13 protein-coding genes are annotated in these 13,485 nt (G+C 60.9%); 3 read left to right on the top strand and 10 right to left on the bottom strand.

Going from position 1 to position 13,485, the window contains the following annotated elements:
- Positions 1-15: 15 nt before the first annotated feature.
- Positions 16-465: an Rrf2 family transcriptional regulator gene (locus tag ASD31_RS05965; RefSeq protein ID WP_056330784.1), complete on the bottom strand. Its 450-nt coding sequence runs from the start codon at positions 463-465 to the stop codon at positions 16-18.
- Positions 466-595: 130 nt separating this feature from the next.
- Between ASD31_RS05965 and ASD31_RS05960 the strand changes: the two genes are divergently transcribed.
- Positions 596-1,519, top strand: coding sequence for an NAD(P)/FAD-dependent oxidoreductase (locus tag ASD31_RS05960; protein ID WP_056330782.1), 924 nt, complete (start codon positions 596-598; stop codon positions 1,517-1,519).
- Entirely contained in the window at positions 1,512-2,177 is a 666-nt protein-coding gene (locus ASD31_RS05955; RefSeq protein ID WP_056330779.1) for a class I SAM-dependent methyltransferase, read from the top strand. The genes ASD31_RS05960 and ASD31_RS05955 overlap by 8 nt, the downstream gene beginning before the upstream one ends.
- Before the next feature lie 276 nt (positions 2,178-2,453).
- On the opposite strand, the gene ASD31_RS05950 is transcribed toward ASD31_RS05955, so the two are convergent.
- Genes ASD31_RS05950 through ASD31_RS05930 form a run of 5 tightly spaced genes read right to left on the bottom strand, consistent with a single transcriptional unit; the run spans position 2,454 to position 7,699 of the window.
- On the bottom strand, positions 2,454-3,200 hold the full coding sequence (locus ASD31_RS05950) for an amino acid ABC transporter ATP-binding protein (protein ID WP_056330776.1): 747 nt from the start codon (positions 3,198-3,200) through the stop codon (positions 2,454-2,456).
- Positions 3,197-4,294 carry an amino acid ABC transporter permease gene (locus tag ASD31_RS05945; RefSeq protein ID WP_056330773.1) on the bottom strand — a complete coding sequence of 366 codons (1,098 nt, stop codon included), beginning with the start codon at positions 4,292-4,294 and terminating at the stop codon, positions 3,197-3,199. The genes ASD31_RS05950 and ASD31_RS05945 overlap by 4 nt, the downstream gene beginning before the upstream one ends.
- Positions 4,291-5,442, bottom strand: a complete 1,152-nt coding sequence (locus tag ASD31_RS05940; protein WP_056330770.1) for an amino acid ABC transporter permease — start codon at positions 5,440-5,442, stop codon at positions 4,291-4,293. The genes ASD31_RS05945 and ASD31_RS05940 overlap by 4 nt, the downstream gene beginning before the upstream one ends.
- An 18-nt stretch (positions 5,443-5,460) precedes the next feature.
- Positions 5,461-6,477, bottom strand: coding sequence for an amino acid ABC transporter substrate-binding protein (locus tag ASD31_RS05935; protein ID WP_056330767.1), 1,017 nt, complete (start codon positions 6,475-6,477; stop codon positions 5,461-5,463).
- A 40-nt stretch (positions 6,478-6,517) separates the two neighbouring features.
- Complete coding sequence (locus tag ASD31_RS05930; protein WP_056330765.1) at positions 6,518-7,699, bottom strand: PLP-dependent transferase; 1,182 nt, start codon at positions 7,697-7,699, stop codon at positions 6,518-6,520.
- 103 nt (positions 7,700-7,802) lie between these two features.
- Between ASD31_RS05930 and ASD31_RS05925 the strand changes: the two genes are divergently transcribed.
- Positions 7,803-8,687 carry a LysR substrate-binding domain-containing protein gene (locus ASD31_RS05925; RefSeq protein WP_056330762.1) on the top strand — a complete coding sequence of 295 codons (885 nt, stop codon included), beginning with the start codon at positions 7,803-7,805 and terminating at the stop codon, positions 8,685-8,687.
- 110 nt (positions 8,688-8,797) lie between these two features.
- On the opposite strand, the gene ASD31_RS05920 is transcribed toward ASD31_RS05925, so the two are convergent.
- The 4 genes from ASD31_RS05920 to ASD31_RS05905 are packed head-to-tail and all read right to left on the bottom strand — an operon-like array spanning position 8,798 to position 13,483.
- The gene (locus ASD31_RS05920) at positions 8,798-10,201 is read right to left on the bottom strand and encodes an ABC transporter ATP-binding protein (protein ID WP_056330760.1); all 1,404 of its coding nucleotides are present in this window, start codon (positions 10,199-10,201) and stop codon (positions 8,798-8,800) included.
- Positions 10,198-10,986 carry an ABC transporter permease gene (locus ASD31_RS05915; protein WP_162251137.1) on the bottom strand — a complete coding sequence of 263 codons (789 nt, stop codon included), beginning with the start codon at positions 10,984-10,986 and terminating at the stop codon, positions 10,198-10,200. Before ASD31_RS05915 ends, ASD31_RS05920 begins: the two co-directional genes overlap by 4 nt.
- Positions 10,973-11,947 carry an ABC transporter permease gene (locus tag ASD31_RS05910; RefSeq protein WP_162251136.1) on the bottom strand — a complete coding sequence of 325 codons (975 nt, stop codon included), beginning with the start codon at positions 11,945-11,947 and terminating at the stop codon, positions 10,973-10,975. The genes ASD31_RS05915 and ASD31_RS05910 overlap by 14 nt, the downstream gene beginning before the upstream one ends.
- Positions 11,948-11,950: 3 nt before the next feature.
- A complete protein-coding gene (locus ASD31_RS05905) occupies positions 11,951-13,483 on the bottom strand; it encodes an ABC transporter substrate-binding protein (protein ID WP_056330754.1) in 1,533 nt (510 codons plus the stop codon).
- Positions 13,484-13,485 lie beyond the last annotated feature (2 nt).

Raw genomic sequence — 13,485 nt, 5'->3', positions numbered from 1 at the left:
AGCTTCAAGCGCAATTTAAGACGTACATCGTTGACCGTGATCTTGTTCGCGAACGCTAGGAAAACCTCTGGCGATATCGGCAAGCGTCACTCCTGCAAACCTCCTGCGCAACAGCTCCTCGGCTTCGTTGAAGACGTCAGTTAGCGTCCCGTTGACCGCCTGCTCGATCAGACAACCTGGCATGTCATGTGCGGGTCCAACCGCAAAGATGGATGGCTCTCCGACTGCTCGGTAGATATCGAGTAGTGTCAGCTTCTCGAGTGGACGAGCCAGCGTCCAGCCGCCGCCATGCCCTTTTACTGAGCTGACATAACCTTCTTCGCGCAGCCCCGCCATGGTGCGCCGGATCACGACAGGATTGGCGTCGAGCATCTGCGCGATCATTTCGGATGTCATCGCTCCGTCGTGTCGTCCCATGTGGATCAACACATGCAGCATGCGCGATAGCCGTCCGTCCTGCCTCATCCTTTGTTTCCTCTCGTGCTTTCCCGAACAACACTAGCACGATCGTCCATCATGATACAATCGAAGTGCCATGAAGCTTGACTCACTATTTCACGACACTTATGGTGTTGCGAGATCTAGGAGAACGTTCATGAGCGACACGAACTACGACGTCATCATCATCGGAGGGAGCTACGCCGGGCTTTCGGCCGCGCTTCAACTCGGCCGAGCTCGTCAAAAGGTTCTGATTATCGATGAAGGCCTCAGGCGCAATCGCTTCGCATCCCACTCGCACGGCTTCATTACTCAGGACCATGCCGATCCGGCTGAAATTGCAGCAGAAGCCCGTTCTCAGGTGATGGAATACAAGACTATGGAATGGGTTTCGGGTCGTGCAGATACCGCACGGCGAAACATAGAGGTGGATTCAGGAGAGACTTCATTTGTCGTCGGGGTTAGAGGTGTCCGTTACCATTCTCGCCGGCTGATCCTGGCGCTGGGCGTACGCGACATCCTTCCTGACATCGAGGGGTTGAAGGAACGTTGGGGCAAAAGCGTGTTCCACTGCCCCTACTGCCACGGCTACGAACTCAACCAGGGCAAGGTCGGCGTCATCGCCGGCTCGGCGCTCTCGATGCACCATGCGCTGATGCTTCCCGATTGGGGACCGACAACCCTGCTTCTCAACCAGGCATTCGAGCCGGATACAGAACAGCTTCAATCCCTCGCAGCGCGTGGCGTCGTTGTCGAGCGCTCCCCGGTGAAGGCCCTTTCCGATCACGCTGATGTGCAGCTTGTCGATGGAAGGACCGTGTCTTTCTCCGGCTTGTTCGCGCTTGCTCCCTTCGAGGTCTCCACCTTGATCGTGCAGCAGCTCGGCCTCGACATGGAACAAGGTCCCCTCGGCGCCACCATCAAGACTGATGCCATGAAGGAGACCAGCCTGCCCGGCGTCTTCGCCTGCGGGGACGCCGCGCGGCCCATGGCCTCTGTTGCACTCGCGGTCGGCGACGGAAGCCTGGCGGGCGTGGGTGCGCACAGGTCATTGATGTTCGGGACCATCCATCATGAATAAGTTCGATGGTCGACAGATGGGCTATATTGCAGGCGCTCTACGCAACGTTCCGGGGCTCGATGGGCTTCACCGAATGACGGGACTGCTTTTGGCCGAACACGTGCCCACAGATGGGCGCGTGCTGGTGGTCGGCGCGGGCGGCGGTCTTGAACTGAAGGCATTGGCGGAACAGCAGGCAGGCTGGAGCTTTGACGGTGTCGATCCATCACCAGACATGCTCGCGTTGGCACGAGAAACGATCGGAAGCCTTGCGGAGCGTATCACCCTGCATACCGGCGACATCTCGGTGGCGCCGGACGGGCCGTTCGATGGTGCCGTTTGTCTGCTTGTATTCCACCATATTTCGCTGGAGGATAGGAAGGTCACGCTTCGTGGCATTCGCCAGCGTCTAAGACCCCGATCGCCGCTTGTTCTGGCTCATGTCAGCTTCCCACTCAGCGAGCCCGCTTATTCTTCCTGGATCGACAGGCACGTCGAATTCGGCGCACCTGCACAAATGGATGCAGACAGACGTGACGCAGCCAAGACTGGCATGAGAGAAAGCACCTTCATCAGGTCGCCGGAAGAAGAGCTCGGATATTTGCAAGAAGCTGGCTTCACAGGCACAACGCAATTCTATCATGCAATCAGTTTTCGGGGATGGGTGGCATATGCGTGAGCGATCGTGCTTCCTGGAGAGTCCTGTCCGCTTCGGGCAAGACTCGGAACACATTGCAAGATGTCCAGACGTTCTTGTCGTTGCCCCCACATCGGACAGTCTGAATCCGGGCCATACCCGGCATTACGGAAGCAGAAGTAACTGCCCGAGCTATTAAATTTGGTGCAGATACGGTGCGTGAAAGACAGGTCGCGCGTTACTATCCGTTTAAGGCCGTCGATCGAGCTTTTTGGCGTCTGGAGCCTCGGATCGATCAGTACGTTGGCGGTGATACCGCTAGTGCATGATGTTCGCCAAAAAGCGTCTGGTGCTCTCCTGCTCGGGAGCATCGAAGAATGCCGCCGGCTCGTTGATCTCGATGACCTGACCCGCCTCCATGAAGACGACGCGATCGGCGACGCGGCGGGCAAAGCCCATCTCATGGGTGACGACGATCATCGTCATGCCCTCTTCGGCGAGCGTCACCATGGTGTCGAGAACCTCTTTCACCATCTCCGGATCGAGCGCCGAGGTGGGTTCATCGAAGAGCATGATCTTCGGCGTCATGCAAAGGGCCCTGGCGATCGCCACGCGCTGTTGCTGCCCTCCGGAAAGCTGGCCGGGATACTTGTCGGCCTGTTCCGGGATGCGCACTTTCCCGAGGAAATGCATGGCCATCTCCTCGGCGTCCCGCCGCCGCTTGCCGCGCGCCAGGATCTGCGGCAGGGCACAGTTTTCCTTCACGGTCAGGTGCGGGAAGAGGTTGAAGTGCTGGAACACCATGCCCACCTCACGCCGGATCGCGTCGAGGTTCTTGACGCTGTCGCCGAGCGGGATGCCATTGACGGAAATATTGCCCCGCTGGTGCTCCTCCAGCCGATTGATGCAGCGGATAAGGGTTGATTTCCCAGACCCGGAGGGACCGCAGACGACGATGCGCTCTCCAGTCGCGACGTTGAGGTCGATGCTCTTCAGGACGTGGAAGCTACCATACCATTTGTCTAGGGCGGCCACTTCGATAGCGTTCAGGTTATTCACGGTCATCGGTAGCTCCGGGATTGCACGCGGATTTCAAGCCAGCGGCTGTAGTTCGATATGCCGAAGCAGATCAGGAAATAGATCAAGGCGACGAAGACATAGCTCTCCACATAGGGAGCTGACCACACTGGGTCGGTGGCCGCTACGCGGGCAGCGCTCAGCATGTCGAAGACGCCGACGATCAAGACGAGGCTGGTGTTCTTGACCATCACGATCGCCGTGTTGGTCAAAGGAGGAATGACCTTCTGGAGCGCCTGCGGGAGGACGATGTGCCATACCGCCTTCCAGCCGGGGATGCCCAGGGCCTTGGCGGCTTCGATCTGGCCGGCTGGAACACCCTGCAGACCGCCGCGGATCACTTCGGCAAGATAGGCGGCGGCAAAGACAGTCAGCGCCGCCAGGGTGCGGCCGAGCTTGTCGATTGACCAGCCGGCCGGCAGAAGCAGCGGCAGCAGGATGGAGGCCACGAACAGCAGCCCCACCAGCGGCAGGCCGCGGACCAGTTCGATCGTCATCAGTGACAGCATGCGTGGGATCGGCAGCGACGAGCGTCTTCCGAGTGCAAGGAAGACGGCAAAAGGAAAGCCGAGGCCCAGTGACAGCAAGGCGAGCAGTAGCGTCACCGGCAGCCCTCCCCAGCTTGACGTCGGCACCGGCGCCATCCCGAGGACGCCGCCCCACATCAGGGTGAGCATGGCGGCAACGCAAGCGATCCAGGCGGCAATCAGTCTCTGGCCCCAGAGCCTTGGGGAGAGAGAGGCGAGGATCATTGCAAGGATCAGGCCCATGACCAGAAGTGGTCGCCATTGCTCGTCCGGTGGATAGACACCGAAGATGATAAAGCGGAATTTTGCCGCGATGAAGGCCCAGCAGGCACCGCCGTCGCGGCAGGTGGACGGGTCGTCGGTGGCCCATACCGCATCCAGGACGGCCCAATTCAGCGCCGGGATCATCAGGATCAGCAGGAAGCCGGTGGAGACGGTCAGAACCGAAGCTATCAGATCGCCGAAGAAGAGCTGCAGGAGGGGCTTGTGCGGTGGCTTCGGCGGAGCGGACGGCTCGATGTGGGCAACCGTCGGGGCGACATCGAATACGGTCATCGTGCCTCCACCAATGCGACATGCGCATTGTACCAGTTCATGAACAGCGAAACGGCAATGCTGATGGTCAAAAAGATGCCGAGCAGCAGTCCAATGCTCTCGATGGCCTGGCCAGTCTGGTTAATGACCGTGCCGACGACGAGCCCGAGCTCCGGGTAGCCAACGGCGAGCGCAAGCGTGGTGTTTTTGACGGTCGACAAATACTGCGATGTCATCGGGGGGATGATTATCCGCAGTGCCTGCGGGATGATGATCTTGGTCAGCGTGTGGCGTTCCGACAGCCCGATCGCGCGTCCGGCCTCCCACTGCCCGATCGAGACGGCGTCGATGCCACCGCGGATGATCTCCCCGATGAAGGCGGATGTGTAGATGACCAGGCCCAGCATGAGGGCGGCAAACTCCGGCGAAAGACGCAGCCCGCCTGTGAAGTTGAACCCCCGCATTTCGGGAGAGCTGACCACGGCACTTGGCTGGAGAAGTAGCACCGCACCGAGGGCAACGGTGGCCGTCAGCCCCGAAAGCGCCAGGACGGGATGGCGGTCATGCCATCGGCCGGTTCCCATCAGGTGGTGGCGCAGGCGCCAGACGCCCCATGTCACGGCGATGACGAGGCCGACCATGACCCAGGAGGTGACGTCCAGTTCCACTGCGGGAATGTAGAAACCCCTCAGCGACAGGAATACGCCGGGCAGGGGATTGTAGGCCTCGCGCGGCGCCGGCAGCGCGGTGGTTGCAACCGCGTACCAGAACAGCAGGTGGACGATCAGCGGCATGTTGCGCATGGTCGTGACGAATACGCCGGCGACGCCTGAACTCAGCGGGTGCTTCGACCGCCGCGCCAGTCCGACGAGCAAGCCGAGCGCGGTCGACAGAAAGATCGCGAGGACAGATATCGCCAGCGTGTTGCCGACGCCCGTGACATATGCCCAGAGGAAACTGTCGGATGGATTGTAGGGCAGGACGCTTTCGGAAATCGGGAAATTGGCCTGGCGCCACAGGAAGTCGAAGCCCACCCTGATCCCGCGGGCATCGAGGTTCGTGACGGTGTTCATCACAAGCCAGAGGAGGAGGGCGGCAAAGCCGCCCAGCAGAAGGATCTGCCCACCCCAACTTCTGAACCGTCTGTTGTCAAGAACAGCGGAGATCATGATCGGCTCCCGACCTATTTATTGGAAGGCCATCGGGAACATCAGTCCGCCATCGGAAAACAGCCTGTTGGGGCCGCGTTCGATCTTCAGCGAACTGCCGGCACCGAGGTTGCGATCAAACATCTCGCCATAGTTGCCGAGCTGCTTGACGATATTGTAGGCGAATTTGTCATCGAGCCCGAGCGCCTTGCCGTTGCCGGGTTCGATGCCGAGGAAGCGCTTCACCCGTGGGTCGTCGGAGGTCATCAGCTCATCGATATTTGCCTGGGTGATGCCGTAGAGTTCGGCATTGAGCAGCGCCTGGATCGACCAGTTGACGATATCCATCCAGTTGTCGTCGCCATGGCGTACGGCCGGTGTCAGGGCGTCCATGTACTTGGTCGCCGGGAAAATGACGTAGTCGTCGGGCTTGTCCGATTGCGTGGCGCGAACGGAAGCAAGGGCGGCCGCATCGGTGATGAGGGCATCGCAGCGGCCGGAGAAGAAGGCCTGTCGGGTGGCAGCGACATTGTCGAACACGACCGGATTGAGCTGCAGGTTCAGCTTGGTGGACACATCGTTGACGACGACCTCGGTGGTGGAGCCCGTCTGAACGCAGACGGACGCCCCCGTCATCTCTTCCACTTTGGTCACGCCGGATGACTTTGCGACCATAAAGCCTGTGAACTCATAATAGGTCGGCGTGGTGAAGTTGATGCCGTTCGCGTCACGCTGCAGCGTCCATGTAAGGGTGCGGGGCAGGATGTCGATTTCGCCGGTTTGGAGCGCCGGAATGCGCTGCTGTCCGCTCAGGGGGACGAACTCGACCTTGTCCTTGTCACCGAAGATGGCGACCGCCACAGCGCGGCAGGTCTCGACATCGAGGCCGGTCCAATAGCCCTTATCGTCGGGCGATCCAAAGCCGACGGTTCCCTGACTTGCGCCGCAGACGATGCGACCTCTCTCCTTCACCTTGTCGAGTGTCGGTCCTGCATGGGCCGCCGTGGCAGACAGTGCGGCGGCCAGCGCGGCAGTGGCGAGTTTCCAGTTTTTCATGTTTTCGTTCCCTTTGTGTTTTATTTGGTTCGTGATGTGCTCAGGCAGTCTTCGCCACGGCTGGCGCTGTCGCGATCGCTTCGACGATCGGCTCGAGGTCTGCCCAGAGGTCGACTTCATCCTCCAGGCCGACGTTGATCCTTAGGATCGTGCCGGCATGGGCATGAGGGTCAGTCGCGCGCGTGATGGTCATCGGCGCAAGAAGGCTGTGGGTCCCGCCCCAGGAGGCGCCGATCGAGAAGGTCTGCGCTGCGGTCAAGAGGTCGGGGAGGGCAGCCTCGGCGTGAGGGGGAATGACAAGGCTGAACACGCCGCTGGCGCCGGCAAAGTCCCGCTGGAAGAATTCATGGCCGGCCGTCCCGGGAAGCGCGGGATGCAGCACCAGTTCCGACGGAACTCGGTCGGCAATTTTCCTGGCGAAATCCAAGGCAACCCGGCCGCAATGGGCAAGCCGAACGCCCATGGTCTCCATGCCGCGAAGTGCCAACGCACAGTCATCAGGCGAGACCCCCATGCCGATCATCCTCATGGTGTCCTTCAGCTTCTTGTGGAGCGCGATGTCTTTGACTGCGATCGATCCCATGAGAAGGTCGGAATGGCCGCCGACATATTTCGTCAAGGCCATCGACGAGAAGTCCATGTCCTGGGCGAGCGGCTTGAAGTAAAGCGGCGTCGCCCAGGTGTTGTCGCAGCCGGTCAGGACGCCGCGGGATTTCGCGGCTGCGACGATGGCGGGAATGTCCTGGATTTCCATCGTCGTGGACCCAGGCGATTCCGTCCAGATGAGCTTGACGGTGTCGTCGATGAGGCTGGCGATGCCCGAGCCGATCATGGGATCGTAAATACGGTGGGAGATGCCGCGCGGCTTCAGGTAGTTTTCGCAGAAGCCCACTACCGGCGGATAGGCGCTATCGGGGATGAGAACTGTGTCGCCGGGCAGCAGCACCGAGAGGAACACCACAGTGATCGCGGCTTGACCTGACGGAACGAGGACAGTTCGAAGGCCCTGTTCCAGAGCGGTGATTGACGCCTCGAGCGTGCGGGAGGTCGGTGTCCCGTGGAGGCCATAGGTATAACCGTCGGGGCCGCGCTTGGAGCGGTTGGCATAGGCTTCGGCGCTATCGAACACGATGGTCGATGCCCGATAGGTCGGTATTGCAAGGCTTGCAAAACCTTCATGGGAAACGTCGGGCCGCTTTACGCAGAGCGTCTTGTCACGCATGGACTGTCCTCATTGGATAATTTTCGTCAGTTTAAGCGGCAGCAGAGTAGACAAACAATTGACCGGAGCGTCTAAGTCTATGCGCAAAACGTATAGGTGATGAATGAACTTCAGGCAGATCGAGGCATTTCGTGCCGTCATCATCAGCGGCACTGTATCGCGCGCAGCCGAACTTATGGGCGTGACGCAGCCGAATGTCAGCCGCCTGGTCGGCGAACTGGAAGAGGCTGTTGGCTTTGCGCTGTTCGATCGCGTCAAGGGCAGATTGATCCCGACGCCCGAAGGCCAGGCATTCTACCGGGACGTCGACGCCAGCTTCAAAGGCCTAGATTTGCTGCGTTCGTCCGCGGCGCGCATCCGGGATTTCGGCTCGGGGCAGATCCGCGTGGCAAGCCTGGCAGCTGCTGGCTCGACGATCGTGCCGCGTGCGGTGAAGCGATTTCGAGAGAGCTATCCGGCGGCGATCGTGACGCTCAGCATCATGTCGTCGGCTGCGGTGCGCAACCATATCGTCGATGGTGATTTCGATCTTGGTCTCGCGGCCGACGAGGTCGACTTGTCGGGGGTCGAACATCAGGTGTTCGGGAGTTTCCCGGCCCTCTGCGCCATTCCCCCGGAACACCCATTGGCTGAGCGAGACGTTATCCGGCCGGAGGACTTCCATGAGGTGGACTATATCGCTTTGTCGGCGGAAGACCGGGCCCGGCTTCAGTTCGAGCGTCACTGCGCCGAAGCCGGGTCCAAGCCCAACCTTGTGATCGAAACGCCTTTTGCCATCACAGCCTGCGCACTCGCGCTCGAGGGGGTCGGATTGGCGATCGTCAATCCACTCGCAATCGACGGGTTTGCGCAGCGCGGCCTGATCTTTCGACCTTTCGAGCCGTCAGTCTATTTCAAGAGCTATCTCTTGTTTCGGCCGGATATGCAGAAGGCGAGCCTCGTGCGCGCCTTCGTCACGGCGCTGATGGCGGTCCGCAACGCGAGATAGATTGATCTCCACTATTCGTTTCCGGTCGCTCATTCCCCTTCGTTCCTGCCCTTGCGAGGACGAATGGAAGATGTAGTCGCATCCCAGCTGCCGGCGGATTGCATGTGGTCCTACCCAAGTCGCACTACATCGTCGGCAACGGCACGCATCAGTCGGCGGTCATGGCTGGTTAGCACAAGGCTCATGCCTCGTTCATCAACAAGTTTTCGTAGCAGCGCCATCACGTCGCGTTGGATCAGGGGGTCTAGCCGCGATGTTGGCTCATCCGCAACCAGACACAGTGGATCAAATAGGAGGACGCGCGCGATGGCAATCCGTTGCAGTTGCCCCCCCGATACTTCATCTGGTCGCCTGTCGAGCAGCGCGGCATCAAGTTCGAGACGTTCGATCAACGACGGTAGGTCGCGTTCCATGTATCCGGGCGGAAGGACAGACCTCAGATCTGCGAACTGACGCCGCAACACGCGGCCCGGCACGAAGGCAGAGGCTGGGTCCTGATGCAGCTTCTGATACCGCGAACGAAGGGGCGGTCTGCGGACAAGGTGCGGATCGGTCCCGTCTTTCCAGCGTACCGTCCCGGCGGAAGGACGTGCGAGGCCGAGGAGGACATTGCAAAGCATCGTCTTGCCGCTGCCACTTGGACCAGTCACGGCGGTGATGCATCCCTGGCAAAGGTCGAGGCTGAGATCATGGAACAGCGTACGACTGCCAATTCGATATGAGAGGTTGTCGGCCTCAAGCACTGGTTCAGCCGACCCGGATGCTTTTCGGGCGTGCCAGCGATCAGGGTCAGCCCCGAGCCAAGCGCGTGTATAGGCATGGTGTGGAGCGGAAACCACACTGTCAACCGGCCCCTGTTCCAACACCCTACCTTCGCGCATGACCGCCAACTGGCCGCCCAGGCCCTGCGCCACGCGGATGTCGTGCGTGATGGCAAAGACGGCACGGCCGTGCTCCTGGATCTGCCGAAGGCGCGAGACGGCTTCCTCGACTCGGTCGTCGTCGAGGCCTTTGGTGGGCTCATCGGCGATGACGACACGCGCATCCGTCGTCAGGGCGCCGGCCACCAGCACGCGCTGGGCCATGCCGCCCGACAACATGAAAGGATACTGTCGCTCCACCGCCGGATGAAGGCTAAGACTGGACATCGTGGCCCTCGCCCTATGTTGCTGCCCAAGCCCGGCGATTTGCGGCAACACCCTCATGGTAGGATCAAGTGCCGAGCGCGGCTCCTGCGGTATCAGCGCCAAATGATGCGTCCAATGCCGTCGCAAGGCAGTTCGATCGGCAAGATCGACGACCTCACCATCGAATTCGATCCGGCCACTGACAACCAGGCCTGCCGGTAGAAGACCGAGGACGGACTGCGCGACGAGGCTCTTGCCGCTTCCGGTTTCACCAATGATAACAAAAGCACCGCCGCGCTGGACCGAGAAGCTGACGCGATCAACCAGCAAGGTACCGCTCCGGTCCTTGACCGACATGTCGCTGACGCGAAGCACCGGGTGGCTCATCGTGCCTCCGCAAGTCGTCGTCCCGCTGCCATGCAGGCAAGAACGGTCAGGAAAAGGGCGATGCAGGGTGCTGCGATCTGTATCTTCGCGAGATCCATATAAGGCAGCAGTTCCGTGATCATCGCACCCCATTCGGGCGTGGGCGGCTGCAGTCCAAGTCCGAGAAACCCGAGCGACGATATCGTCAAGACCGCACCACCGACGCCGAGCGTCGCAAGCGCCATGGTCTGGCTCAGGACGCGGGGCATGACCTGTCGCAACAGAATGCGCCATTCTGCAAGACCTGCGAGGCGCGATGCCTCGATATGCGCTTCTGTCAGAACGGTCGCGGCGATGGTGCGCGTCATGCGCGCGAACTGCGGCCATTGCGCCAGTGAGATGCCGAGCAGGACAGGCATGGTGCCGCCCCCCATCAACCCCGCCAGCACCATGGCAAGCAGCAGTCCGGGAAAGGCGAGGGCAAGATCCGTAAGCCGCATAAGCGCCCCATCGACCAAACGATTGGACGCTGCAGCGATGAGCCCGGCAGATGTACCGAAAAACGCCGCCGCTGCCATTGCTGCCGTCGCAATCCCGATGGAACGGGGCAGGGCATGGAAAAGGCGAGCGAACACGTCCCGCCCGAGATGATCGGTTCCAAGTGGAAAGCCGAGGGACGGGGGCGCCAGCGCGACCATGAGATCCTGATGCAAGGGGTCACGATGCCAGACCGCCGCCACGACAGACACGATCAGCACCGCTGCCACGCCACTCATCCAGAGATATCGTCGATCAGCGGCTGCCATGGCCCTCGTCCACAAGACGGGGATCGAGCGCCATGCAGATGAGATAAGCCAGAAGGCTGATGCCTGCATAGGTGGTTCCGATCAACAGCGCACAACCCATGACCACAGGCACATCCCGAGCCAGCAGGGCCTTCACCATCGCATCCCCAATACCGGGATAGTTGAACAAGGTTTCCACCACGAAGAAGCCGTCCATAAGGTATGCGAACTGCAGCGCGGCGAAGGTCACGATCGGAACGCCGGCATTTCGCAAGCCGTGGCGGGCGAACGCCTTGATCCTGCCGAAGCCGCGGATGCGTGCGTATGTCATGTAGCTTGCGTCCTGCACTTCGACGACGGCGTTGCGGATGATGCGCACCGACGGCGCCATCAGGCCCAGCGCCAGCGTCAAAGCCGGAAGAACCAGATGTTCGGGGCGTCGATAGCCTGCAGGGGGCAGCCAGTCGAGCGAGAGCACAAAGACCGAAATCAGTGCAATCCCGATCATGAAGGTGGGCAAAGAGGAGAGAGCCGCGGCGGCGAGGGCGGTCGCTCGGTCCAGTGCCCCGTTGGGAGCAAGGCCTGCGGCTATGCCAAGCGGCAAGGCGAAAGCGTAGGAAAGCAGCCAGGCAATCGCGGCAAGCCGCAGCGTATATCCGCTCGCACCCAGTAACTCTTCTGCCACGGGGCGACCGGACACGAACGAACGTCCGATGTCGCCTGTGACCACCGCCCCCAGCCAGTCGCCATACTGGGCGATCAACGGACGTGATAGCATTTCGGATTCACGAATCTGCTCGACGGCGCCTGGCGATGTATTCTCGACGCCGAGCCGACTGACCGCGGTCCGAAGCGCCATGTCGCCGGGGATCGCGTGAACAAGCGCAAAGCAGATCGTCGCCAGGATCAGGGCGACCGCGATAGCCTCAAGCACGCGTCGAAAGACAGCGCGCGGAATTGCATGACGAACCGCGCGCTGCATCATTTATTCCTTGAACGACAGGTGGTTCAACGGACGGGTCTGCATGACAGGGTCGGCGACGAACCCTTCAAGCCTCTCAGAGATCGCGTATTTCTCGTCGGTGAAGGTGATCGGGATGACGGGCAGTTCGTCTTGCAGGATTTCAGCCATCTTGCGCTGCAATGGCAGGCGCTCTGCCGGGTCTGACGTGCGGTTGTAAGCCGCGACCGCTTCCCGCATGGCCTCGCTCTTCCATCCGGTGGCGCCTGTGGCGTCGGTGCTCGGCTCATCGGTTGCAAAGTCGGTGGTGAGGCGCGCGACAGGATCCGGTACCTGATAGATCATGGTGCGGATGCCAAGTCCCAGTTCGAGGGTGCCATTGTTCTGCGCCTCGGGGATCAGGCTCGATTCCCCGACCTGAATGGTAAGGTCGAAGCCGATCTCTTTCAGTTGCGCCTGAAGCGCCTCCGCGATCACGGGCAAATAGGCGCGCTGCGGGAAGGTCTGCATCATCCCAGCAAACTTGATGCCGTCCTTTTCCCGGATACCGTCCGCTCCCCGCACCCAGCCAAGCTCCTCGAGGATGCGGTTGGCCTCCGTCAGGTTGAAGGTCTGCGGCTTGAAGTCGTCAAAATGCCAGCCCTTCATCGCGGGGGGGAAATACTGATTGGCGGCAAGCTCCGCATTACCCATGACGGTGACGGCGATCGCTTCCCGGTTGACCGCCAGACTAAGCGCGCGGCGGATCCCGACATCCGCGAATTGGGGCTTTTTGACGTTGACCAGCATCATCACGACCCGGGGGACCGGTGCCCGGACAATCTTGGCTTCACCGGACCGGTCAACACGCGCAATAGCGGTGGTCGGGATCTCGAGCACGAGATCGCCCTCTCCAGCCAGGGCGATATTGACCCGGGTCTCCGGGTTGGGCACGCCATCGACGCGGACGCGCTCGATTTTTGCAACCTCGCCCCAATAGGCGTCATGTCGCACGAGGTTCAGACCTTGGGGCAATTCGGCGCTTTCTATGCGGTACGGGCCGGTCGAGACGATCGCCGTGACCTCTCCGTCCGGGCCGAACGATGATGGAGCGAGCACGGGAACCGCAGGGTCGAGCAAGTAGGCGAGAAACGGCGCGAACGGTTGCTCGAGTGTGAAGGTTACAGTTCCTTCGCCGGCAGTGACATCCTTGATCTTCGCGTTCTTGATGAGATTGCCTTTCGGCAGCAGCGCCTTGAATGAGGCAGCAACCGTTTCCGGGGTCATGGACGTGCCATCGTGGAAGGTGACATCAGGGCGGAGGTAGAAAGTCCAGTGCAGGCCGTCGGCCGATGTTTCCCAGCGCTCGGCAAGCGCGGGCAGAACCGACGCCTCCGGGTTCGTCTGCACCAGCGTCTCGGTTACGCCATTGGCGCGAAGCTGGAATCCACCGGTCTGAGTGTCGAGCCGTTGAAGCTGGAACGGTTCGACCACTCGAAGTTCGTCCTGCGCAAAGGCAGACAGGGGAGAAGCGAACATTGCCGCGATCAATGCGGCTAACCAGATATTGCGAGGCATGA

Origin of the sequence: Rhizobium sp. Root482, from assembly GCF_001426565.1 — a bacterium.
Classification (GTDB): domain Bacteria; phylum Pseudomonadota; class Alphaproteobacteria; order Rhizobiales; family Rhizobiaceae; genus Pararhizobium.
This window is presented reverse-complemented; position numbering and strand designations above follow the sequence as displayed.